The organism is Streptomyces sp. AHU1, assembly GCF_045343905.1.
In the GTDB taxonomy this organism is placed as follows: Bacteria; Actinomycetota; Actinomycetes; order Streptomycetales; family Streptomycetaceae; genus Streptomyces; species Streptomyces triticiradicis.
Genome location: NZ_CP174283.1, coordinates 7,921,390 through 7,944,464, shown reverse-complemented (window position 1 = coordinate 7,944,464; position 23,075 = coordinate 7,921,390). Strand labels below are relative to the sequence as shown.

The window sequence follows — 23,075 nt, the reverse complement described above, 5'->3', positions numbered from 1 at the left end:
AGGGCCGCGAGGGCTGCCCGGTGCCCGGCCGTGTCCCCGGACACCACGACAGCCCTCTCGTGGTTCGTCTCCGCCGGCGCCCCGAACACCGCCGACGTATCTCTGCGACCCGTCGCTAGAGCGCCGCCGCCAGTTCGGTGCCCTGCTTGATGGCCCGCTTCGCGTCCAGTTCGGCGGCCACGTCGGCGCCGCCGATGAGGTGGACACCGCGGCCCGTGGCGCGCAGCGCCTCGTACAGGTCGCGGCGCGGCTCCTGCCCGGTGCACAGCACGATCGTGTCGACCTCCAGGACCTGGCTGTGCCCGTCCACGGTGACGTGCAGTCCGGCGTCGTCGATCCGGTCGTACTGAACGCCCGGAACCATGGTGACGCCCCGGTGCTTGAGCTCGGTGCGGTGGATCCAGCCGGTGGTCTTGCCGAGTCCGGCGCCGACCTTGGACGCCTTGCGCTGGAGGAGGTGCACCGTGCGCGGCGGGGCGGGCCGCTCGGGGGCGGCGAGACCGCCGGGGGCCCGGTAGTCCATGTCGACGCCCCAGCCGCGGAAGTACGCCGCCGGGTCCTCGCTCGCCTTGTCGCCGCTGTCGGTGAGGAACTCGGCGACGTCGAAGCCGATGCCGCCGGCGCCGAGGACGGCGACGCGGTCGCCGACGGGCGCTCCGTCGCGCAGGACGTCGAGGTAGCCGACGACGCTCGGGTGGTCGACGCCCGGGATCTCGGGGGTGCGCGGGGTGACGCCGGTGGCGATGACGACCTCGTCGTACGTCTCCAGCGTCTCCACGGTGGCCGGGGTGTTCAACCGGACGTCCACGCCGTGCAGTTCGAGCTGGGTCCGGAAGTAGCGGATCGTCTCGTCGAACTCCTGCTTGCCGGGGACCTTGCGGGCCACGTTGAGCTGGCCGCCGATGTCGTCCGAGGCGTCGAACAGGGTGACGTCGTGACCGCGTTCGGCGGCGCTGACGGCGCAGGCCAGTCCGGCGGGACCGGCGCCCACGACGGCGACGGTCTTGCGCAGCCGGGTCGGGGCGAGGACGAGTTCCGTCTCGTGGCAGGCGCGCGGGTTGACCAGGCAGGAGGTGATCTTGCCGCTGAAGGTGTGGTCGAGGCAGGCCTGGTTGCACCCGATGCAGGTGTTGATGGTTTCCGGGCGTCCGGCCTCGGCCTTGGTGACGAAGTCCGGGTCGGCGAGCATCGGCCGGGCGAGGGAGACCATGTCGGCGTGGCCGTCGGCGAGCAACTGCTCGGCGATCTCCGGGGTGTTGATGCGGTTGGTGGTCACCAGCGGGATCGAGACCGAACCCATGACCTTCTTGGTCACCCAGGCGTAGGCGCCGCGCGGCACCGAGGTCGCGATGGTGGGGATGCGGGCCTCGTGCCAGCCGATGCCGGTGTTGATGATCGTCGCTCCGGCGGCCTCGACGGCGCGGGCGAGCGTGATGACCTCGTCGAGCGAGGAGCCGCCGGGCACCAGGTCGAGCATCGACAGACGGTAGATGATGATGAAGTCGTCGCCGACGGCCTCGCGCACGCGGCGGACGATCTCGACGGGGAAGCGCATCCGGTTCTCGTACGAGCCGCCCCAGCGGTCGTCGCGCCGGTTGGTCTGCAGGGCGATGAACTCGTTGATGAGGTAGCCCTCGGAGCCCATGATCTCGACGCCGTCGTAGCCGGCCTGCCGGGCGAGCCGGGCCGCGCGGGCGTAGTCGTCGATGGTCCGCTCGATCTCGGCGTCGCTGAGCTCGTTCGGCACGAAGGGGCTGATCGGGGCCTGGAGCGCGCTCGGGGCGACCAGGTCCCGGTGGTAGGCGTACCGGCCGAAGTGCAGGATCTGCATCGCGATCTTCCCGCCCTCGCGGTGCACCGCGGCGGTGATCCCGGCGTGCTGCTCGGCCTCGGCCTCGGTGGTCAGCTTGGCGCCGCCCTCGTACGGCCGTCCGGCGTCGTTGGGCGCGATGCCGCCGGTGACGATCAGACCGACGCCGCCTCGCGCGCGGGCGGCGTAGAACTCCGCCATGCGCTCGAAGCCGCGCTCGGCCTCCTCCAGGCCCACGTGCATGGAGCCCATGAGTACGCGGTTGGGCAGCGTGGTGAAGCCCAGGTCGAGCGGGTTCAGCAGGTGCGGGTAACGGCTCATCGGGCCCTCCGTGCGCGGTGTCGTACGTCTGTTGTAGACGACGGGCCACGCGTTATGCAACTAGTTGCACAATGAGGAGGGTCACTCTGCAGGAGGCGGAGGCGGGGTCAGCCGAGGGCCACCCGGGCCACGAGTTCGGCGACCGCGTCGGGCTGGTCGACCATCACCACGTGGCCCGCGTCGGCGACCGGGACCATCGTCACGTTGGGGCTGGCCTCGAGGCCGGACCGCTCCTCGTCCGTGAGGCCGACCTCGTCGCGGTCGCCGCGTACGACCCAGGCGGGCACGCCCGAGTCGCGGAGCCGGGAGACCAGGGTCCCGTACCGGTCCAGGTGGTCGAAGTAGCGCCGGATCACCTGCCGGCAGAACTCCGGATCGTTCTTCGCCAGGTCGGCGCCCAGCGCCTCACGGCGTTCCGGGGGCAGCATCTGCCCCACGACCCGCGGTGTCGCCTTGACCATGCCGATCCAGGTCAGCGCCCCGATGCCCGGCACCCGCCCGAGGCCGTTGGCGATCGCGAGCGCCTTCGCCTCGTCGGACGCCGAGAACGTCGGGGAGAGCAGGACGACGGGTCCGGTGAAGTGCCCGCCGGCCGCCATCTCCAGGGCGACATTGGCACCGATGCTGTGGCCGACCACGACGCCGCAGCCCCGCTCCGCGGCCAGGGCGCCCGCCAGCGCCGCGTAGTTCTCCATGGAGAGATCGCGCGGCGGTGTGGTGCCCGCGTGCCCCGGAAGGGTCGCGGCCACCAGCCGCACCGGCGCGGAGGCCAGTGGCGGTGCGGCCATCAGGTCGTCGTAGAACACGGTGCCGCACATGCCGCCGGGCAGCAGCAGGACGCGGCTGTCCGCGTCGGCGGGACCCGACTCCTTGATGTCCCACGCGTCGAACTTCTCGGGGGTGCTGCTCATGTCCGGGCCTCCCTCTGACACCTGCGGTCGGTCGGAGTGTGGCGCGCGGGGCGGGGAGATCGGCCGACCAGGGGCCGAACGCGGCATGTCGCCCGCGTCCGGCCCGCCCGGTCAGGGCTTCACGCCGATCACCACGTTGGCGTACAGCTCCTCCGAGACGGCCAGCCGCGCGATCAGTCCGGCGCGGGCGAAGGCCTCGACGGCCGTGGGGGCCTGGCGCTCGCTCGTCTCGACGAGGAGGCAGCCACCGCGGGCGAGCCAGCGCGGCGCCTCGGCGGCGACCCGGCGGGCGAGGTCCAGTCCGTCCGCGCCCCCGTCGAGGGCCACCAGGGGTTCGTGGTCCCGGGCCTCCGACGGCAGCAGGCCGACCTCGTCGGTCGGGACGTACGGCACGTTGGCGGCCAGGACGTCGACCCGGCCGCGCAGTGTGGCGGGCAGCGCCGCGAAGAGGTCCCCCTCGTGGACCCGGCCCGCGAACGGCGCGACATTGCGGCGGGCGCAGCGCACCGCCGCCGGGTCGATGTCGGCGGCGTGCAGTTCGGGGCCGCCGAGGGAAGCGGCCAGGGCGGCGCCGACCGCGCCCGAGCCACAGCACAGGTCCACCACGAGGGACGCGCCGTGCGCGAGCGCGACGGCCTGCTCGACCAGGAACTCGGTACGGCGGCGCGGCACGAAGACGCCGGGGTCGAGGCTGATGCGCAGACCGTGGAACTCGGCCCAGCCGAGGACGTGTTCGAGGGGCAGTCCCGCGACGCGCCGGTCCACCATCGCGGCGGCCTCGTCCGGGGTGCGGGCGGCGGAGCGGATCAGCTCCGCCTCGTCCTCGGCGAAGACACAGCCGGCGGAGCGGAGCGCGGCGACCATGGGGTCTTCCGCGCCGGGGACATCTGGGGAGAAGGGAGGCATGAGACCGAGGGCCTTTCGACGAACCGAAGGGCGCTCCCACGGCCACCGTCAGACGGCGGCCGCGCTGCCCGGAGAGGGGAGCACCCGACCTGACACAGCGGTGATGGGTCCCACCTCCTCGGCGACTCGTCGGCCGATGCGGTCCACGGCCGGGACGGCCACATTACAGGAACGATCAACCGGCGGGCGGGGACGGAGCGCGATCGCGTGCCGTCCGCCCGTCACCGGATCCCCCGAGGCCGATCCGTGCCGCTCTCGCGCCTTACGCCCCAAGTTGTACCCTGCAACCAGGGGAGCTCGAGGAGGTCCTGTCATGGCATCCGAGGAGTCCGTTCGACACGTCGACGGCGCCGGATCGCCGGCCGACGGCGTGACGGCCGACGGCGTGACGGCCGACGGCGTGACGGCCGACGCGGCGGTGGAGATCATCCAGCGGGAGATGACCGCGTTCGCCCGCCGGGCCCGGGCCTCGGCGGAACGCATGCACCCCCAGCTGTCCCTGGTCTCGTACACCCTCCTCGGCCACCTGCAGGAGGTCGGCGGCTGCCGGGCCACGGACCTCGCCGCGCACTACTCGCTGGACAAGTCCACGGTGAGCCGTCAGGTGACGGCGCTGGACCGGGCCGGGCTGATCGAGCGGCGCCTGGACCCGGAGGACCACCGGGTCCACGTCCTGCATCTGACGCCCGTGGGCACGGCGGTCCTCGCCCTGGTGACCCGCAGCCGCCGGGCGCTGTTCCGCGAGCGGCTCTCGGGCTGGCCCGAGGAGGACCTCGCCCGCTTCGCCTCGTACATGGTGCGCTACAACGCCGCGGCCACCGCCTACGACACGGAACAGCCGGAGGCGGGGCCGCCGGGAGACTGACCCGGTGCCCCTACGGCCTCGGAGGTGAGTCTGTCTCCCAGGCCGTACGGTGCCGCCGCACAGGCAGTTGGGGGCGGCACTTCCCGGCCGTGTGGTGTCAGCCCACACCCACGGTCCGGTCGTCCTCCAGCCGCTCGGGCACTCGTGCGGCCATGAAGCGGACCGTGCGGCGCAGCCGGAATCCCAGGGACTCGTAGAGGCGGATGGCGCCGGTGTTGCTCGCGGCGGTGTGCAGGAACGGGGTCTCGCCGCGTTCACGGATGCCGTGGGCGACGGCCAGGATCAGACGGGTGGCCAGACCCTCGCCCCGGTGGGCGGGGTCCGTGCAGACCGCGCTGATCTCGGTCCAGCCCGGCGGGTGGAGCCGCTCACCGACCATGGCGACCAGGGCGCCGTTCCGGCGGATGCCGAGATACGTGCCGAGCTCCACCGTGCGCTGTTCGAAGGGGCCGGGCTGGGTCCGTTCCACCAGGTCCAGCATGTCCGGCACGTCGGCGGGGCCGAGCCGGACGGCCTCGGCGTCGGGTGCCGCGTCCAGTCCGTCGTCCACGAACTGGACTCCGTCGAGGTTGAAGATCACCTCCCAGCCGTCCGGGGTCCGCCCGTCGAAACCGGCCAGCGGCACCGCTCCCCCGGGGCCCACCAGGGCCGCCAGGTCGGCCCAGTCGGCGGCGTCCGGATCGTGGGGAAGCGCCAGCCACGGAGACACGTCCAGGGGGTAGCGCAGCACGCGGCCGCGCCGTTCGGCGAAGTGCGCGTGGGGCCCGGTGAGGGAACCGAGGGCCGGGTTGTCGAGGGGGTGACGGCCCGAGGGGGTCCCCTGCGCCTCCGGGCCCTCGAACCGTGTGGAGACGTACGCCTCGGTCATCTGCTCCCTCACTCCTCTTCGCCGTGGCCGCCGGTCACCGTGACCCCGTCCACCGGTTGTGCGTGTACGGGCCACCGGAGTCCGCTCCAGGGGCAAGGAGGACCGGGGCCCGGCTATTCCCGGACGCCGGGAGAGTTCATACGCACGCAACGATCGGCGCCCCGTACCGGCTCGGAGCACGATCCATGGGCGCGTACCGTTGAATGGTCAAGCAGCGGTGCGCGCCCGGGACACGGCCCCGTGCCCGCACCGGTCACCCCCGATCCGCGGGCCGCCGTCCCCCGCGGTCCTGGAGGCACCCACCCGTATGAACGTCACGCGAGGCTTCACCGGGCGTCCGCGCGTCCACAACGCCGGACTGCCGCCCGGCCAGTACGACGCCGGCGACGACTGGCCCGTCCTGTCCGCCGAGGTGACCCCCGACCTGGCGCCCGCCGACTGGACCCTGCGGATCGACGGTCTGGTGGCCGAACCTCGGACCTGGGACTGGGAGCAGGCGCACGCGCTGCCCGCCTCGGCCTACGAGGGCGACATCCACTGCGTGACGAGCTGGTCGAAGTTCGGGGTGCGGTTCGGGGGTGTGTCCCTGGACACGTTCCTGGAGGCCGTACGACCGGACCCGGCCGCCACCCACGCGGTCGCGTACGCGCACACCGGGTACACCGCGAACCTCCCGCTGGCCGACCTCGCCGGCGGTCGCGCCTGGATCGTGTGGGACCACGACGGCCGGCCGCTCCCGGCCGAGCACGGCGGCCCGGCGCGGCTGATCGTGCCCCATCTGTACTTCTGGAAGAGCGTCAAGTGGATCGCGGGCATCCGGATCCTCGACCACGACGAGCCGGGATTCTGGGAACAGAACGGCTACCACGCCCGCGGCAACCCCTGGGAAGAGCAGCGTTACTCCGGTGACTGAGACCACGACCACGACCTTCGTACCGCCGACACGGTTCGCCGTGCCCGGACGCATCGCGGTGGACACGCGGACGGCCACCACCTGGCAGACCGCGACGCTCACCGGGATCCGGCGCGAGACCCCGCACGCGTCGACGTTCCGGCTCGCCGTGCCCGCGTGGGCGGGACATCTGCCCGGCCAGCATCTGATGCTGCGGCTCACCGCCGCGGACGGATACGTGGCGCAGCGCCACTACTCCATCGCGTCCGCCCCCGACGACACGGGCCACATCGAGCTGACCCTGGACCACGTCGACGGCGGTGAGGTCTCCGGCTGGTTCCACACCGTCGCCCGGCCCGGCGACTCCGTCGAGGTCCGCGGTCCCAACAGCGGCTTCTTCGCCTGGCCCGGGGACCGGCCCGCGCTGCTCGTCGGCGCCGGCTCCGGTGTCGTACCGCTGATGTCGATGCTGCGGCACCACCGCGCGCGGGCGCTCGGCGTGCCGCTGCGCCTCCTGGTCTCCGCGCGGAGCCCCGAAGAGCTCATCTACGCACGGGAGTACGGCGAGGAGACCACGGCCGTGTTCACCCGCTCGGCCCCGGACGGCGCGCCCGTCGGCCGTATGACCGCCGCACATGTGGCACCCCTACTGGCCGAACAGCCACCCGGTGGGTGGGAGGCCTACGTCTGCGGTTCCAACGGGTTCGCCGAGCACGCCTCGCGCCTGCTGGTGGAAGCCGGACAGCCGGTGGACCGGATCCGGATCGAGCGGTTCGGCTGAGACGGCCGGCCTGAGCCTCCGCACTCGGACCGGCACGGTGGAACCGGCGTGGGCGATGCCTCTCCCCACCCGGCCCGCCGTGTGACCTGCCCACGGCTCGCGGAGCCCGGGAGGCCCTCCATGACCGCTATCGTCCGGGCAGGTCGGGCGAGCCGAACACGGTGGTCCACCGGCGGGCGAGCAGCGCGTTCTCGTCGGGTGCGAGGAACCCGGGAGCGCCGAGCGCCAGGGCGGCCGCGTACGCCGCACGCTGGGCCCGCAGCCAGGCCGGATCGCTGAGCACCTCGACCTCCTCGATCTCCTCGTCCGGGCCGAACAGGTGCGGGCCCACCCGGTGAGCGGCCTCCGTGACCACCTCCTGGAGCGCCGTCAGGGCCCATCCGACCGGAGAACCGCTGCCGTGGCCCCGCCTCCACCGAGCCCACAGCGTTCGGGTCAGAGGCTCTTCGCCTTCGTCCGACAGCGCGGCCAGGGCCTCGGCCTGGGCGCCGGTCAGCGCCCGCGCCTGGTCGATCACCCATTCCACGGCGTCACCGTGAGGGCCGGCGGCCAGCCAGGCGGGCACCTGTTCCACGACCGTGAAGGACCGGCAGCGTATCCACCCCTGGCTCAGCAGCGGCCGCATCGGTTCGAGATCGGTCACGCGCCACAGACTGGACGGCCACATCGAGACGTCCGTGGCGATCTCGTTCACCATCAGCCCCTCGTTGCCGGGCGGCTGCAGGTCCGCCGGTCGCACGGTACGGCGCTCACGAGCGGCGGACAGCTTGTCGGGTACGAAGGACACGCGTGCCCCGGGCGCGGGTTCCGGCTCGCCGTAGAAGTGCTCGGCGTCGTCAAAGGCGAAGAAGGGCACGCGGTCACCGTACACACGGCGACGCGGCGGCCGGCCCCGGCTCACGAAGTGCCGTACGGCGGCACGGGAGCAGCCCGAACACGTCCGGGTCGACGGCCCAGCGGCGACCGGCGGCGCCCTTTTGAGCACGGTGCCGCATGAAATCCGAACCCGCGTGTGTATGTGGGCTCCGATGGGGCAATCGGGTGTCGCGAGTGGGGACGGCTCGTGTCCCACCGTGGCTCCTCTTCGGGCCGGGGCGGCGCGCGGCGGTGAGGAGGGGACATGCGAACCCGGGTGCGCGGCTGGCGCTGGCGCCGCAATCCGCTGCGGCGCCGTTCCGACGTCGTCGAGGCGTGGTGGGCACTGGCCGTCGGCGTCCTGCTGCTCGTCGGCGCGCCGCTCGCGGGGGCAGGGGTGGCACGGTGGGCGTACGACGGCGCACAGGCGCACGCGGTGGCGCGGCGCGCCACCCAGCACCACGTACGCGCCGTACTGGCGGAGGACGCGCCCGCGGCGGTGCCCGCGACGCCGGGCGGCGGACGGCGCCCGCTCTCCGCGCCGGTTCGCTGGACGGGGTCCGACGGAACGGCGCGGACCGGCCTGGTGCGTGTGCCCGCGGGTCTGCGGCGCGGTACGCGCATCGATGTGTGGACCGACGCCCGGGGCACGATCGTGCGTCCGGCGCCGAGTCCTTCGGCGGTCCTGCAACAGGCCCTGGCCATAGGCGCCTTCACCGCCGCGGGCGCCGCCTTCGCCGTCTCGGTCGCGCATCTCTGCGTACGCCGGGCCCTGGTGCGCCGCCGGCTGGCCCGGTGGGAGCACGACTGGGCGCGGACGGAACCGGACTGGACCCGGCGGACGGCCTGAGGGGCACCGGGCGCGGCCGTGGCGGGCCCGCGAGGACGGACGTACGGTGTGATCATCCGCGTTCGCGTGCCGAAAGGTGGTCCTCGATGGCCCTGTTCGACCTCCCGCTCGACGAACTCCGCACCTACCGCAGCGCGTCCACCGAGCCCGAGGACTTCGACTCCTTCTGGGCCGAGACGCTCAAGGAGACCCGCGAACACGACCTCGCCGCCCGCTTCGAGCCGGTCGGGATCCCGCTGAGGACCGTCACCGTCCACGACGTCACGTTCGCGGGGTTCGGCGGGCATCCGGTCAAGGGCTGGCTGACCGTACCGGCCGGGGCGGACTCCCCGCTGCCCGCGGTCGTCGAGTTCATCGGCTACGGCGGCGGACGCGGGCTCCCGCACACACATCTGCTGTGGGCGTCGGCCGGCTTCGCGCACTTCGTGATGGACACCCGCGGTCAGGCGAGCGCCTGGGGCGGCGGCGAGACCCCGGACCCGGTGGGCAGCGCGCCCGCTTTCCCGGGATTCATGACGCGGGGCGTCGAGGACCCCGAAACGTACTACTACCGGCGGCTGTTCACGGACGCCGTGCGCGCCGTGGAGGCGGCCCGCTCGCACCCCCTGGTCGACGCGGCGCGCGTCGCCGCGCTCGGCGGGAGCCAGGGCGGCGGCATCACCATCGCGGTCGGCTGTCTGGTGCCCGACCTGGCGGCGATCGCCCCCGACGTACCGTTCCTGTGCGACTTCCCGCGCGCCACGACCCTCACGGACCGCGCCCCCTACCGGGAGATCGGCAACTACCTCAAGACCCACCGCGGCCGCACGGAACAGGTGCAGCGCACCCTCTCCTACTTCGACGGGGTGCACTTCGCCGCGCGCGGCCGGGCACCCGCCCTGTTCTCCGTCGCCCTGGAGGACCAGACCTGCCCGCCGTCGACGGTGTTCGCGGCCTTCAACGCCTGGGCGGGCGAGGACAAGCAGATCGAGGTGTACGACTTCAACGACCATGAGGGCGGCGGCCCTTACCAGCAGGCCGCGCAACTGCGCTGGCTGCCCGCCCGGATCTGAGGCCCGCGATGGACACGGCCGCCGCGGCGCGGCGCTTCGTGGCGGTGTGGGAGCGGTCCTGGGCGGCCCATGACGTCGAGGCGATCCTGGAGCTGTACGCGGACGCGTGCGTCCACCGGTCCATGCCCTTCCGGGAACCCCACCGCGGCAAGGACGAGCTCGCCTCTTACCTCCGCTGGTCCTTCGCGTCCGAGGACACGACCGACGTCCGTTTCTCCGAACCCCTGGTCGGCCGGGACGGCCGCGCGGTCGCCGAGTTCCGCGTCCTCGCACGGGAGGACGGCCGTCCCACGACGCTCGCGGGCTGCGTCCTCGTCCGCTTCGACGCCGCGGGGCTCGCGGTGGAGACGCGGGACTACTGGCACAGCACCCCGGAGTCCGTACCCGCCCTCCCCTGGCGGACGGCCTAGGAGCGCGACGGTTCCGCCATGACCTCCGGCCGGGGTTCCCGCCCATTCGGTATCGGCGCACCGATTCGCATGTACACGACATTCGACCGTCACGCACCGAAACGAAAAGGGCTTACGGACGACCGGGAATTAAACTTCAACCCCACTCCAAGCGGTCCCGATCTAGACATTCAGGGACACGATCCGGCCCAGAGGTCCATGGATCCTTGCCGTATGCAGTCGTCCTGCAGGATCTTCGTAGGGCAAGCCCGAGAGACAAGACGACGGAAGGGTCGCACGGAGGCAGGCGGATACCTTTTCGGCGTGCCTTCATGCGCCCGGCCGTGACGTACTTTCCCCGTTCGCGTGTTGAATGAAGGAGAAGTTGTGATCTCAAGGACCATGAGGGTCGCCCGTTCCATGACCATGGCGGCGGTGGCCACCGTGGGCATCACGATGGCCATGCCCACGGGCAACGCGTTCGCCATCGACCACGTCGAGTGCCGCGGCGGGGAGAACTTCCTGAAGATCTGGTCGCACCTCGACGGCAGGTCCAGCGTGGACTGCTACGCCAACAAGGGCCGGACCAACTTCGGCTCATGGTGGGTCGACCGCATTTCGACAGGAAACAACGACCTCATCTACTACGACGCGAACGGCGACTCCGTACGCATCAACCGGTGGACCGACATCACTTTCCCGAGCCGCCCCCCGAAGGTCAAGGACATCGAAATCCTTTAGCGGACGAGTGGACAGATCCCCGGGAAGGGACGTGCCGACGCACACCCTTTCCCTTATACGAATTCCTCCCGCGCGGGACTGAATTCCCTGCGGGGATGAACCGAATCCTCCCCGGCTCGCCGATGCGGGTCACGCGATTTCCGTGCGGCCCGCATCGGCCTGTTCCCATGAGGCCGCTCAGAAGAGGCTGTCCCACCGCGCGTCCACGCTCCACGTGGTCGCACCCGACGCGTAGTCGGCGAAGAGCGCGGCCACCTGGTCCCTCTCGCCCAGCACGCAGCGGTAGTGACGCTCCGGCGAACCGTCCCGGCGTTCGACGGCGAACTCGCCCGCGGAGAGGCCCGCGTTCGGGCCGTGACCGACCTGGAGGAAATGGCCGCTGCGCCCCTCCAGGATCAGGAACCAGTTGTCCTCGGACAACCGGTGCACGGCACGTTCGATCACGTCGGGGTCCGCGTCCTCCACCTTCAGCCCGACGCACGACTGAAGGCTCAGCGCGTCCGTACCGCGCTGCGCGGGCGGACGGTGCAGCACCTGGGCCTGCGGGTCGAAGCAGACGAGTCCGTGCCGGCCCGCGAGGGCCACCACCTCGGGCGCCGTACCGCCGGCCCGGCTCCAGGACATGGGCATGATCACATGTGCGGCGGAGACGTCGAGGCCCGCCGTCCACGGCGACGCCTCCGCCCCCGGCCCCTCGTCCTCGGTGGCCGGGAGCTCGGGGAACCGCCCGGTCAGCTCCCGGTGGAACGCGGCCACGGCCTCGCTCGCGACGACTCCGGCCCCGGCGAGGTCGCCGTCGCACAGCCGCTCGTACGTACCGACGGCGGCGGAGACCGGGATCCGCTCGGACTCGAACCACACCGCAAGATCGAAACTCACGTCGCCTCCGTCCATCGAACCCTGGGGCGGCGAGCCTACGGCCGACCGCTGACAACGCCCGCCCGGCACCGGCGTCACGTCGTGGGCGCGGGCGACCGCGCGGACCTCCGGCCCGAGCACGCGGGTCGACGGCTCGTATACACGGGCCGAGGACTTTCGGACACGGCGGGTCCGGCGGGTCCCACGATCCCGGCGGCCCGGAAACACGGTCCGGTCGAGATGGGCGACGAGCCTCGTGGGCCCGCGCATCGCAGTCGGCCCAAGGGAGCCGACGCCCGCCGGCACCCGGGCCCGCGCGCTCCGGTTCGGGCCCGCGCCGGGCAGGGGCGCGGACCGGAATCGGCCGAAGTCTTCGAACACCCTTTCCTAGTGGTTTAGACCAATGCTAGATGTGGTGGCGCACCGAGCTCATACGACTACGTTTTGTCACCATCAGGAGGCGCGGTCATGGCCCGCACCACCCATCAGTCCGACCACGAACCGCTCTACGCGCAGGTCGCCGCACAGCTGCTCGGCGAGCTGCGCGACGGGACCATCCCGCCCGGCGAACGCCTGCCGGGTGAACGCGAGCTGGCCGCCCGGTTCGGCGTCAGCCGGGAGACCGTACGGCAGGCGCTGAACATGCTGCGGCGCGACGGTCAGGTCTCCACCGACCGGCGCGGCAGCCACGCGACGCTGTCCGCCACCGGCGCCGAGCACGTCCCGTCCCTCGACTTCCCCGTCGGCGCGCACACCGGCGAACCCGACGGATGCCGGCGGACCACCGTGACCTGGGAGACGCCCTCGCCGGAACACGCCGAGGCCCTCGGACTCTCCCCGCTGCGGGCGACGCTGGTCCACCGCTACGAGTCCGCCGCGGCCGACGGCAGCGGGCTGCGCTCGGCCGTGACATCGTTTTCCGCCGTCGCCGTGACCGAGGTGGAGGAACTCGCCCGCTACCGCGACCGCGCGAACGGCCACTCCTCGGCGCAGCTGTCCCGCGCCTACGACTGGATGCGCAAGGCGGGCCTGACCCTGCACCACCGGGACGCCATCACCAGGCTCCCCCAGTCGGTACGGGTCACCCGGCGCGTGCACGACCAGTACGACCGGCCCCTGGAGATCACCGACCTGACCGTGGACGCCCGACAGGACGCGCTGGTCTACGAGTTCACGCTGCCGGCGGCGACGTAGGGTCCGGGCGGTCCGCACGCGTGGCCACGACCATCCGGGCCCGCGGACTGCCGTCCCTCCTGCGGCCGAACTCGGTCAGCGCGTGCAGCTCCGTCCGGAACCCGGCCCGCGCCAGCTCCCGCTCCACGTCACCGAGCCGGAACGTGCGGTAGTACATGACGAAGGTCGGGCGCCGGACGGCGTTGCGCACCCGCATCACCGTGTCGAAGCCCAGCAGGGCCCAGTACCAGGGCGAACCGGGCCGCGGCGGGGCCACGACGGGGAAGGCGAAGCGTCCGCCCGGACGCAGGACGTCATGGACGCCGGAGAACAGGCCGGGCAGCTCGCGCGGCAGGAAGTGCCCGAAGGCGCCGAAGCTCACGACCAGGTCGAACACCGGCCCGAAGGGCAGGGCACGGGCGTCCGCGCGCACGAGGGCGACCGACGGCGAAGGGTCCCCGCCCGCCGGGGACGGCGAACCGGCGCCCCCGAGCCGCGAGCGCCCGACCGTGAGCATGCCCGTGCTGATGTCGACGCCGGTGACGCTCTCCCGGCACAGCTCCCGCAGGACCTCCGTGCCCGCTCCGGTACCGCAGCAGAGATCGAGCCCCGTGGCGAACGGCCCCATCGGCGCGAGCGCCTTCCCCACCGCTTCGAGGATCGTGTCCGGCGTCCGGAACGGCGTGTGGTCGAACTTGGGCGCGAGCAGGTCGTAGCCGTGCTCGATCGACGAGAGTGCCTGCACGGTCAGTTCGCGGAGGGTGGGACCTTGCGGGGTGAACATCTCGCCGAGCTTAGACCGTGACGGACGCGAGGGCTGAGACCTCATCTCCTACGGAGCCGGACAGCTCTCGGTGTTCTGCGTGCTCCTGCCTTCTTGAGTGCTCCTGCCTCCCTGAGGACTTCGGCGGTCGCCGACCGCACGACCGATGCGGTGGCGCACGATCAGTGGATCGGGGTTCCCGCTCCGGTCAGGGGGCGGCCCGTTCCGCCTCTGTGGACCGCGACGATCTCCGCCGCGATCGACAGGGCGGTCTCCTCGGACGTACGGCCCCTGAGGTCGAGCCCGATGGGCGACCTGAGGCGCGCCAACTCCTCCGTGCGCAGGCCCGCTTCACGCAGTCTGCGGTTCCGGTCGGCGTGGGTACGGCGTGAGCCCATCGCGCCCACGAAGGCGACCGGCAGCCGCAGCGCCACCTCCAGCAGGGGGATGTCGAACTTGGCGTCGTGCGTCAGGACACACAGCACGGTCCGTTCGTCGGTCGGGGTCTCCCGCAGATAGCGGTGCGGCCAGTCCACGACGACTTCGTCCGCTTCGGGAAAACGGGCCCGCGTGGTGAAGACCGGCCGGGCGTCGCACACCGTGACGTGGTAGCCCAGGAACTTCCCGGCCCGCACCAGGGCCGCGGCGAAGTCGATCGCGCCGAACACGATCATCCGAGGGGGTGGTGTACGGGCCTCCACGAACAGGGTGAGTCCGCGGGGGCAGTGCGATCCGTCCGGCGACAGGTCGGCCGTACCCGTGCGGCCCGCGTCGAGCGCGACCAGGGCGTGCGCCGCGGCCGTGCGGTCGAGGTCCTCGTGGATCCCGAGGCCGCCTTCGGTGGAGCCGTCGCCGTGGACGAGCAGGGCGGCGCCGAGGTGTTCGGGCCGCCCGTCGACCACTCGGGCCAGGGCGACCGGCTCGCCCTTTTCCGCGGCGTCCGACGCGGATCGCAGCAGCGTCCTGGCCGGCGTGCCGGCGAACACGGGGGTGACCATCACGTCGAGGACGCCGCCGCAGGTCAGACCCACGGCGAAGGCGTCCTCGTCGCTGTAGCCGAACCGCTCCACGACGCTCTGCCCGGTCTCCAGCGCCCGAGCGCACAGCTCGTGGACCGCGCCCTCGACGCAGCCGCCCGACACCGAGCCGATGACGGTGCCGGCCCGGTCGACGGCGAGGGCGGCACCGGGACCGCGCGGTGCGCTGCCGTTGACGGACACGACGGTGGCGACGGCGACGTCACGGCCGTCGTCGAGCCAGTCCTTCAGTTCCGGAAGCAGGTCAAGCATCGTCGCCCGCTGCCGTGAGAACGCGGTCCGGGCGGATGGGCAGATGGCGCTGCCGTACGCCGGTGGCGTGCCAGACCGCGTTGGCGACGGCGGCCGCGGCACCGACGATGCCCACCTCGCCGATGCCCTTGATGCCGACCGGGTCGTCGGGGTCGGTGTCCTCCACCCAGTCCGCCTCGACGCGCGGGACGTCGGCGTGTGTGGCCACGTGATAGTTGGCCAGGTCGGCGCCGACCGGGCCGCCGAACGCCGGATCGCGCACGGCTTCCTCGTGCAGGGCCATGGAGATGCCCCAGATCATCCCGCCGGTGAACTGGCCGCGTGCGGTCAGCGGGTTGACGATGCGGCCCGCGGCGAAGACGCCGAGCATGCGGCGTACGCGCACCTCACCCGTGGCCGGGTCCACGGCGACCTCGGCGAACTGGGCGCCGTAGGAGTGCCGTTCCCTGTTCGTGAGCGCCGCGATCTGTGCGGTGGTGTCCGAGCGTACGGTGATTCCTCCGGCGGGGATCGCCGCGCCGGGAACGAGGTGCTCTCGCAGGTTGCCGGCGGCGGTGATGACGGCCAGGGACCAGGAGCGGGTGCCCATCGAACCGCCGGCGATCATCGCGGGACCGAAGTCGCTGTCCCCGATCCGCACGGTCACCCGATCGGGTGCGACCTCGAGGGCGTCGGCGGCGACGAGGGTGAGCGCGGTACGGGCGCCCGTTCCGATGTCGGCGGCCGATATCCGCACGGTGAAGCGGCCGTCGGCCTCGGCGGTGATGGTGGCCGTGGAGGGGGCCGCACCCGCGGGGAAGGACGCGGCGGCGGTGCCGGTGCCCAGCAGCCAACGGCCGTCGCGCCGCGCGCGGGGGCGGGGATCGCGCCGGTCCCAGCCGAAGCGGCGGGCGCCCTCGTCGAAGCAGGCCCGCAGGTTGCGGCCGGCGAAGGGCAGGCCCGAGACGGGACCCTTGTCGGGCTCGTTGCGCAGGCGCAGTTCGATCGGGTCGATCCCGCACTTCTCGGCGAGTTCGTCGAGCGCGGACTCCAGGGCGAAGGATCCCGGCGCCTCACCGGGCGCGCGCATGAAGGTGGGGCTGGGTACGTCGAGCCGTACGAGGCGGTTCTCGGTGTGGTGGGCGTCGGCGTCGTACATCGTCCGTGCCACACCGGCGCTCGGCTCGACGAACTCGTAGATCGTGCCGGTCCGGCTCACCGAGCGGTGGTCCAGGGCGCGCAGCCGCCCGTCGGCGTCGGCTCCGAGCCTGGCCCGCTGGACCGTGGGGCTGCGGTGGCCGGCCAGTGCGAACATCTGGGGCCGGGTCAGGGCCACGCGCACCGGCCGGCCGAGGATCCTCGCGGCCATCACGGCCGCCACCTGGTGGGCGCGTACGCCCTTGCTGCCGAATCCGCCGCCGACGTGCTCCGAACGCACGCGCACCGACGCGGGATCCAGCGAGAACAGGTTGGCCAGCTCGCCGACCACCCAGGTGGCGCCCTGGTTGGAATCGACCACTTCGAGGCGGCCGTCCTCCCAGCGGGCGGTCGCGGCGTGGGGCTCCATGGGGTGGTGGTGTTCTTCCGGGGTGGTGTACTCCTCGTCCACGACGGCGGCCGACGCGGCCAGTTCGGCTTCCAGGTCGCCCTTGTCGGTCACCCCGGGCATGTGACCGTCCGCGGGGTGGGAGTCCGGGTGGTCCCCGTGGAACCCGGTGTCGTGCGGCAGCACCTCGTAGTCGACGACCAGGGCCTCGGCCGCTTCCCGTGCCTGCTCGGGCGTCTCCGCGACGACGAGGGCCACCGGCCAGCCCAGGTGGGGCACGGTGTCGTTCTGGAAGACGGCACAGGTGGGGTCGGGCTTGATGCCCATCAGGCCGATGTAGTCGGTGTTCAGGCGTGGGGCGCTGCGGTGGTCCAGGACCGTGAGGACACCGGGCATCTCGAGGACGGGTGCGCTCTCGATGTCACGGATGCGGCCCCGCGCCACGGTGGACAGCACCAGCCATCCGTGGCCGAGTCCGGCGAAGGGGACGTCACCCGCGTAGCGGGCGGTGCCGGTGACCTTGTCCCGTCCTTCCACGCGCACGTGGGCGGTGCCGACCGCGCGTACGGCGGTCTTCTGTGCGGTGGTGGTCATCGCGCGGCCTCCTCGTCGAGCTCGCTCAGCACGGCCACGGTCAGGTTGCGCATCAGGGGCACCTTGTATCCGTTGTGCCGCAGCGGCCGGGCCGCCTCCAGTTCGGCTTCGGCGGCGGCCGCGTACGTCTCGGCGGTCGCGGGCGCCCCGATCAGGATCCGCTCGGCGGTCCGTGCGCGCCAGGGCCGGGAGGCGACCGCGCCGAACGCGAGGCGCGCGTCACGCACGATTCCGTCGCGGATGTCGAGCGCGGCGGCGACGGAGCCGATCGCGAAGGCGTAGGAGGCCCGTTCGCGTACCTTGCGGTACCGGGAGCGGGCCGCCACCGGCAGCGGCGGCAGCGAGACAGCGGTGATCAGCGCGCCCGCCGGCAGGGCCGTCTCGCGGTCCGGTGTGCCGTCGACGGACGGATACAGCTGGTCCAGCGGCAACTCGCCCCGTCCGTCGACGGTTTCGTAGTGCACGACGGCGTCGAGGGCGGCCAGGGCGACGGCCATGTCCGAGGGGTGCACGGCCACGCAGCTCTCGGAGGCGCCGAGGATGGCGTGGTTGCGGTGCTCGCCGCCGAGGGCCGGACAGCCGCTGCCGGGGTCGCGTTTGTTGCACGGCTTGGTCGTGTCGGTGAAGTAGGCGCAGCGGGTGCGCTGGAGGAGGTTGCCGCCGACCGTGGCCATGTTGCGCAGCTGGCCGGAGGCACCGGCGAGCACCGCCTGGGTCAGCATGGGACAGCGGCTGCGGATGTCGGGGTGGGCGGCGAGATCGCTGTTGGTGACGGTCGCGCCGACGCGCAGCCCGCCGTCCGGGGTCGACTCGACGCGGTCCAGGGGCAGTTGTCGTACGTCGACGAGACGGGTGGGGCGCTCCACGCCGCTCTTCATGAGGTCGACCAGGTTGGTGCCGCCGGCGAGGTAGCGCGCGTCCGGATCGGCGTCGAGGAGGGTGACGGCGCCCAGGACGTCGGGCGCCCTGCGGTAGTCGAACTCCTTCATGCGGCGGCCTCCCCGGACCGCGCCGGGGCGTCCGTCGCCGACGAGGCGTCGGCGTCGGCATCGGCGGCTCGTGCGACGGCCTCGACGATCGACGTGTACGCGCTGCACCGGCACAGGTTGCCGCTCATCCGCTCACGGATCTCCTCGGGGGTCAGCGGTGCCGGCCCGGCCGCCGGACGTACGTCCCGGGAAGCGGCGCTCGGCCATCCGGCGGCGTGTTCCGCGAGCATGCCGATCGCCGAACAGATCTGACCGGGTGTGCAGTAGCCGCACTGGTAGCCGTCGAGGTCAAGGAACGCCTGCTGGACCGGATGCAGTCGGCCGCCGGTCGCCATGCCTTCGATGGTGGTGATCTCACGCCCTTCGGCCGCGACCGCGAACTGCAGACAGGCCACTGTTCTGCGGCCGTCGACCAGAACGGTGCAGGCACCGCACTGGCCTTGGTCGCAGCCCTTCTTCGTGCCGGTCAGGTCGAGCCGCTCGCGCAGGGCGTCGAGCAGGGTGGCGCGGTGGTCGACGGGCAGCGTGTGCTTCTCGCCGTTGATGTGCAGGGTGATGACGCTGGACGTCGATAAACCCATGAGCAACTTCTTTCAGGCGTGCCGTACTTGGGATGTGCCGGCCTCGGTACCGAGGCCGGGTGGCTTCTTGGCGTGCGCCTTGCGGCGATGACGGCGTCGCCGACGGTGCGTCGTCGCGGGCGACATGGAGTACGTGAGGGAGGCGAGGCGCTCGGTGGAACGAGGTACGCGGCAGGGCCACGGATGGACAACTCCGATGACCGCGATGGGCTGACGTGCGGACCGCGGCAGCGGCTAGGCTGGACCCGAACCGGACAGCCGTCCGCTACCCGGAAACTTAACGGACAGCTGTCCGCTTATCAAGGATGCGATTCGGCCACGCGACGTGAGGAGCGACGAGTGCGGCACGAGAAGGACCCCCCTCTGCGCTCGGACGCGCAGCGCAACCGTGAACGCATCCTCCGCATCGCCCTGCACGAGCTGACGCAGCGTCCGGACGCACCGCTCAGCGCCATCGCCAAGAAGGCCGGCGTCGGCCAGGGCACGCTCTACCGGAACTTCCCCAACCGCGAGACCCTCGTCCTGGAGATCTACCGCCACGAGATGCGGCAGGTCGCCGACAGCGCGCCCCGGCTCCTCCAGGAGTTCCCACCGCACCGGGCCCTACGCATCTGGATGGACCGGCTGGCCGAGTTCGCCATGACCAAAGCCGGTCTGGCCGACGCGATCCGCCTCGCCACCAGTGCGCCCGGAGGCCCCACGAGACCCTCTCCCACGCCGGTCACCGAGGCGGCCGAACTCCTGCTGCGCGCCGGCGAGGAGGCGGGCACCATCCGCCCCGGGGTCACCGCCGACGACTTCGTCCTCGCCATCGCGGGCCTGTGGCAGATGACGCCGGAAGAGGGCTGGCGGCCGCGCGCCACCCGTCTCCTCGACCTCGTCATGGACGGGTTGCGGGCGGGCGCTCCCCGGCCGCACCCCCTCGTCGAGCAGCGCGGACACCCGGACTGAGCGCGTCCGGCCGTGGACGCCGACGGCGGTGCGGATCCGCGCCCGCATCCGAGGTCGGCGCATCGCGGAGACGCGATGCGCCTCCGGCTCGAAGGCCGGGGCGCGAACCGCCCGTCAGCCGAGCAGGGCCGTAGTGATCTCGCCCGCGTCACGACCGGCCCGGGCGACCGGCTCTCCGCTCCGCCCCCAGACGCCCGAGCCGCCGGAGGTCTGCGCGTAGGAGCCGCTGGGGCCGGCCGCGGTGGAGAGAACGACCCAGACGCCGTGGGCGGTGGCGCGCTCCCGCATGTGGGTGTCCCGGCGAGCCGCGGAATCGGGGCCCGGTCCGTAGAGGGTGCTCGCCACGTAGGCGTCGATGCCGAGCGCCGCCGTGTCGGCGGCGTGCCGGGGCACGGCGGCGTCGTAGCAGATGGCCAGTCCGAGCCTCCACCCGTCGACGGTGACCACCACCGGCTTCTCGCCGGGGCTGAACCGGTCGAACTCGGCCCCGTGCAGCCACATCTTCCGGTACACCGCCGTCACGCCGTCACCGGTCACGGCCAGAGTGGCGATGTGGTCGCGGCCGTCCTCGGCGCTGATCGGCGCGCCGACCAGCGCCACCGAGCCGACGGCACGGCAGGCGTCCGCCAAGGGCCCGAGACGATCGTCGTCCACGGCCAGCGAGGGCGCGCCGAGGTCGTATCCGGTGAGGGAGAACTCGGGGAAGACCACCAGTCTCGCGTTCGCCCGCTCGATGGCCCGCGCGTGTTCCCCGACGTTCGCCGGGACATCCGCTCCGGCCCACACGGGCTGGACGGCGGCCACCGTCAGCGGCTCCCTCTTCGTTCCACTCGTCTCCATGACCTGGATTATCCGATGTCCAGCCACACCGTCCGGAACCGGACCGGCCCGCCGGGCGGGGCGGACGCCTTCCCGGGCCGGGCCCCGCACCCGCGGCACAACGGCCGACGGCGGCCGAACGACGACCCGCGGGGCAGCGGACACCCGGTGCGCTGACTTATCGTCCTGGTATGACCTCGTTCCGCCCCGCCCCCGGCTGGCTGGCCGACGCAGTCTTCTACCAGATCTATCCGCAGTCGTTCGCCGACTCGAACGGCGACGGCATCGGCGACTTCGACGGGATCACCGAGCGCCTCGACCACCTGGCGTGGCTGGGCGTCAACGCCGTGTGGCTCAACCCGTGTTTCGTGTCCCCCTTCGGCGACGCCGGGTACGACGTCGCCGACTACCTGCGGGTCGCCCCCCGCTACGGCACGTCCGACGACCTCGCCCGCCTCGTCGACGAAGCGCGCCGCCGCGGCATCCGCGTCCTCCTCGACCTCGTGGCGGGCCACACCTCCGACCAGCACCCCTGGTTCCGGGCCGCGATGGACGACCCGGCCGACGACCGGTACATCTGGGCGCCCGAGGGTCACGCCCCGGACGGATTCGTCCCCTCCCCCGGGACCCGCCCGGGGTCGTACCTGCCGAACTTCTTCGCCTTCCAGCCCGCCCTCAACTTCGGCTACGGGCGCGCCCGTCCGGACGAGCCCTGGCGCCTGCCGGCCGACGCGCCGGGTCCGCGCGCCAACCGGGCGGCGCTGCGCACGGTGATGGACCACTGGCTCGGCCTCGGACTGGCCGGCTTCCGCGTGGACATGGCGGCCTCACTCGTGAAGGACGACCCGGACAAGCGCGGGACGGCCGCGGTCTGGAAGGAGTTGAGGCACTGGCTGGACGACGTCCATCCGGAGGCCGTACTGCTTTCGGAGTGGGGCGAGCCCGAGGTGTCCGTCCCCGCGGGGTTCCACGCGGACTTCTTCCTCCAGTTCGGCGGCCCGACCGACGGGCGCGCCCTGCGCTCGCTGTGGAGCAACGGCGAGGGCACGGTCAACGAGGCCTGGGATCCGCTCGACTGCTTCTTCGACGCCGAGGGCCGCGGCTCGCCGCGCCCGTTCGTGGAGGCCTGGCACAGTGCGGCCGCCGCGCTCGGCGACAGCGGGTTCATCGCGCTCCCGACCGCCAACCACGACTTCTCCCGCCTCAACTGCGGCCCCCGCACGGCCGGTCAGCTGCCCGTCGCCTTCGTCTTCCAGCTGACCTGGCCGACCCTTCCGGCGATCTACTACGGCGACGAGATCGGCATGCGCTACGTCCCGGGGCTGCCCGAGAAGGAGGGAAGCGTGCTGGGCCCGCGCTACAACCGCGCGGGTTCCCGTACGCCGATGCAGTGGGACGAGGGACCCGACGCCGGTTTCTCCACGGCCCCGGCCGACCGGCTGTACCTCCCCCTCGACCCGGCCCCGGACCGCCCGACGGTCGCCGCCCAACGGGCCGACGACACCTCGCTCCTGCACCTCGTACGCCGTCTGGTCGCGTTGCGCACGGGCGCGCCGGAGCTGGGGCCGGGCGGCTCGGTCGAGGTGGTGCACGCCGGGTACCCGTTCGTGTACGTGCGGGGCGGCCGGTATCTCGTCGTGGTCAACCCGCGCCGTGAGCGGGCGAGTTGCCCCGTCGGGCGGATCGCCGTCGCCCGCTCCCTGGAATCGGAGGGCGTCGGGATCGAGGCGGGCACGGTGAGCGCCCGGGGATTCGGTTACGGTGTCTTCGAACTCGCCGACGGACGAGCCGGATCCTGAACGACCGCCGTTCTCCGCGGAGTGTTCGACCACCGGGCCGGAGAAGATCTCTTATGATGAGTTCATGATCTCCAGCGCCCGCACCGGTTCCGGGGCGAGCTCTGTGCGCTGGATGTGGCTGGCCCTGGCCCTGATCGCGGGGGTGCTGGGCATGCACGCCCTGTCCCCCGCCGGTATGCCGGCCGCGGGCCGGCACGACATGATCGTGTCGGCCGGGTCCCCCGGGCATCACCCCGCACCCGTCCATGTCGCCGGAGCGGACTGCCGGCACCTGTCCGACGCGGACGACGGCGGCATGGCCATGGACCACGCCGGCGGGACATGCGCGGCGGGTGGTACGTCCACTGCTTATGTTCCGCCCGCCCTGACGCCCGACCCGGCCGTTCGTGTCGAATCCGTCGCGGCCGTCGGCGGCGGCCCGGCCGCCGGACCGGTCGACGGCCGCGCACCGCCCGATCTCTCCGAGTTGCAGCTCCTGCGGATCTAGAGGCTC

The 23,075-nt window shown here is 72.5% G+C and carries 23 protein-coding genes; 11 read left to right on the top strand and 12 right to left on the bottom strand.

What is annotated here, in order from left to right; all coding sequences use genetic code 11:
- Positions 1–115: 115 nt before the first annotated feature.
- From ACICHK_RS35095 to ACICHK_RS35085, 3 genes are all read right to left on the bottom strand, one after another.
- On the bottom strand, positions 116–2,131 hold the full coding sequence (locus ACICHK_RS35095) for an FAD-dependent oxidoreductase (protein ID WP_406840062.1): 2,016 nt from the start codon (positions 2,129–2,131) through the stop codon (positions 116–118).
- A 107-nt stretch (positions 2,132–2,238) separates the two neighbouring features.
- Complete coding sequence (locus ACICHK_RS35090) at positions 2,239–3,042, bottom strand: alpha/beta fold hydrolase (RefSeq protein WP_406840061.1); 804 nt, start codon at positions 3,040–3,042, stop codon at positions 2,239–2,241.
- 111 nt (positions 3,043–3,153) lie between these two features.
- Positions 3,154–3,948 (bottom strand): putative protein N(5)-glutamine methyltransferase, encoded by a 795-nt coding sequence (locus ACICHK_RS35085; RefSeq protein ID WP_406840060.1) that lies wholly within the window; start codon positions 3,946–3,948, stop codon positions 3,154–3,156.
- A 439-nt stretch (positions 3,949–4,387) separates the two neighbouring features.
- Between ACICHK_RS35085 and ACICHK_RS35080 the strand changes: the two genes are divergently transcribed.
- Positions 4,388–4,813 carry a MarR family winged helix-turn-helix transcriptional regulator gene (locus ACICHK_RS35080; protein WP_225860452.1) on the top strand — a complete coding sequence of 142 codons (426 nt, stop codon included), beginning with the start codon at positions 4,388–4,390 and terminating at the stop codon, positions 4,811–4,813.
- A gap of 97 nt (positions 4,814–4,910) precedes the next feature.
- Here ACICHK_RS35080 and ACICHK_RS35075 read toward each other — a convergent pair whose 3' ends face one another.
- On the bottom strand, positions 4,911–5,681 hold the full coding sequence (locus ACICHK_RS35075; protein ID WP_406840059.1) for a GNAT family N-acetyltransferase: 771 nt from the start codon (positions 5,679–5,681) through the stop codon (positions 4,911–4,913).
- A 307-nt stretch (positions 5,682–5,988) separates the two neighbouring features.
- Here ACICHK_RS35075 and ACICHK_RS35070 point away from each other — a divergent pair, with 307 nt between their 5' ends.
- Positions 5,989–6,594 (top strand): sulfite oxidase-like oxidoreductase, encoded by a 606-nt coding sequence (locus ACICHK_RS35070; RefSeq protein WP_406840058.1) that lies wholly within the window; start codon positions 5,989–5,991, stop codon positions 6,592–6,594.
- On the top strand, positions 6,587–7,354 hold the full coding sequence (locus ACICHK_RS35065) for a ferredoxin reductase (RefSeq protein ID WP_406840057.1): 768 nt from the start codon (positions 6,587–6,589) through the stop codon (positions 7,352–7,354). The genes ACICHK_RS35070 and ACICHK_RS35065 overlap by 8 nt, the downstream gene beginning before the upstream one ends.
- Before the next feature lie 127 nt (positions 7,355–7,481).
- Here ACICHK_RS35065 and ACICHK_RS35060 read toward each other — a convergent pair whose 3' ends face one another.
- Complete coding sequence (locus tag ACICHK_RS35060; protein WP_406840056.1) at positions 7,482–8,210, bottom strand: hypothetical protein; 729 nt, start codon at positions 8,208–8,210, stop codon at positions 7,482–7,484.
- 264 nt (positions 8,211–8,474) lie between these two features.
- On the opposite strand from ACICHK_RS35060, the gene ACICHK_RS35055 reads away from it, so the two are divergent.
- The 4 genes from ACICHK_RS35055 (at position 8,475) to ACICHK_RS35040 (ending at position 11,241) form a co-directional block, all read left to right on the top strand.
- Positions 8,475–9,059: a hypothetical protein gene (locus ACICHK_RS35055; RefSeq protein ID WP_151468891.1), complete on the top strand. Its 585-nt coding sequence runs from the start codon at positions 8,475–8,477 to the stop codon at positions 9,057–9,059.
- Positions 9,060–9,145: 86 nt separating this feature from the next.
- Positions 9,146–10,111 (top strand): acetylxylan esterase, encoded by a 966-nt coding sequence (locus ACICHK_RS35050; RefSeq protein WP_406840055.1) that lies wholly within the window; start codon positions 9,146–9,148, stop codon positions 10,109–10,111.
- Positions 10,112–10,119: 8 nt separating this feature from the next.
- Positions 10,120–10,521, top strand: a complete 402-nt coding sequence (locus ACICHK_RS35045) for a nuclear transport factor 2 family protein (RefSeq protein ID WP_406840054.1) — start codon at positions 10,120–10,122, stop codon at positions 10,519–10,521.
- Between the two features lie 405 nt (positions 10,522–10,926).
- On the top strand, positions 10,927–11,241 hold the full coding sequence (locus tag ACICHK_RS35040; protein WP_406841401.1) for a beta/gamma crystallin domain-containing protein: 315 nt from the start codon (positions 10,927–10,929) through the stop codon (positions 11,239–11,241).
- Positions 11,242–11,418: 177 nt separating this feature from the next.
- Here ACICHK_RS35040 and ACICHK_RS35035 read toward each other — a convergent pair whose 3' ends face one another.
- A complete protein-coding gene (locus ACICHK_RS35035; RefSeq protein WP_406840053.1) occupies positions 11,419–12,120 on the bottom strand; it encodes a hypothetical protein in 702 nt (233 codons plus the stop codon).
- 447 nt (positions 12,121–12,567) lie between these two features.
- Here ACICHK_RS35035 and ACICHK_RS35030 point away from each other — a divergent pair, with 447 nt between their 5' ends.
- Positions 12,568–13,293, top strand: coding sequence for a GntR family transcriptional regulator (locus ACICHK_RS35030; protein ID WP_151468896.1), 726 nt, complete (start codon positions 12,568–12,570; stop codon positions 13,291–13,293).
- Here ACICHK_RS35030 and ACICHK_RS35025 read toward each other — a convergent pair.
- The 5 genes from ACICHK_RS35025 to ACICHK_RS35005 all read right to left on the bottom strand — a co-directional run bounded on the left by ACICHK_RS35025 (position 13,271) and on the right by ACICHK_RS35005 (position 19,013).
- The gene (locus tag ACICHK_RS35025) at positions 13,271–14,056 is read right to left on the bottom strand and encodes a class I SAM-dependent methyltransferase (RefSeq protein WP_151468897.1); all 786 of its coding nucleotides are present in this window, start codon (positions 14,054–14,056) and stop codon (positions 13,271–13,273) included. The genes ACICHK_RS35030 and ACICHK_RS35025 overlap by 23 nt on opposite strands.
- Positions 14,057–14,217: 161 nt before the next feature.
- Positions 14,218–15,324 carry an XdhC family protein gene (locus tag ACICHK_RS35020; protein ID WP_406840052.1) on the bottom strand — a complete coding sequence of 369 codons (1,107 nt, stop codon included), beginning with the start codon at positions 15,322–15,324 and terminating at the stop codon, positions 14,218–14,220.
- Positions 15,317–17,443, bottom strand: a complete 2,127-nt coding sequence (locus ACICHK_RS35015; RefSeq protein ID WP_406840051.1) for a xanthine dehydrogenase family protein molybdopterin-binding subunit — start codon at positions 17,441–17,443, stop codon at positions 15,317–15,319. Before ACICHK_RS35015 ends, ACICHK_RS35020 begins: the two co-directional genes overlap by 8 nt.
- The gene (locus ACICHK_RS35010) at positions 17,440–18,432 is read right to left on the bottom strand and encodes an FAD binding domain-containing protein (RefSeq protein ID WP_406840050.1); all 993 of its coding nucleotides are present in this window, start codon (positions 18,430–18,432) and stop codon (positions 17,440–17,442) included. Before ACICHK_RS35010 ends, ACICHK_RS35015 begins: the two co-directional genes overlap by 4 nt.
- The gene (locus ACICHK_RS35005) at positions 18,429–19,013 is read right to left on the bottom strand and encodes a (2Fe-2S)-binding protein (protein ID WP_406840049.1); all 585 of its coding nucleotides are present in this window, start codon (positions 19,011–19,013) and stop codon (positions 18,429–18,431) included. Before ACICHK_RS35005 ends, ACICHK_RS35010 begins: the two co-directional genes overlap by 4 nt.
- A 339-nt stretch (positions 19,014–19,352) precedes the next feature.
- Here ACICHK_RS35005 and ACICHK_RS35000 point away from each other — a divergent pair, with 339 nt between their 5' ends.
- Entirely contained in the window at positions 19,353–19,964 is a 612-nt protein-coding gene (locus tag ACICHK_RS35000) for a TetR/AcrR family transcriptional regulator (RefSeq protein ID WP_406840048.1), read from the top strand.
- Between the two features lie 114 nt (positions 19,965–20,078).
- On the opposite strand, the gene ACICHK_RS34995 is transcribed toward ACICHK_RS35000, so the two are convergent.
- Positions 20,079–20,804, bottom strand: coding sequence for a carbon-nitrogen hydrolase family protein (locus ACICHK_RS34995; protein ID WP_406840047.1), 726 nt, complete (start codon positions 20,802–20,804; stop codon positions 20,079–20,081).
- A gap of 170 nt (positions 20,805–20,974) precedes the next feature.
- On the opposite strand from ACICHK_RS34995, the gene ACICHK_RS34990 reads away from it, so the two are divergent.
- Together ACICHK_RS34990 and ACICHK_RS34985 are read left to right on the top strand one after the other, a co-directional pair.
- A complete protein-coding gene (locus ACICHK_RS34990; protein WP_406840046.1) occupies positions 20,975–22,582 on the top strand; it encodes an alpha-amylase family glycosyl hydrolase in 1,608 nt (535 codons plus the stop codon).
- A 64-nt stretch (positions 22,583–22,646) separates the two neighbouring features.
- The gene (locus tag ACICHK_RS34985; protein WP_406840045.1) at positions 22,647–23,069 is read left to right on the top strand and encodes a DUF6153 family protein; all 423 of its coding nucleotides are present in this window, start codon (positions 22,647–22,649) and stop codon (positions 23,067–23,069) included.
- Positions 23,070–23,075: the final 6 nt, after the last annotated feature.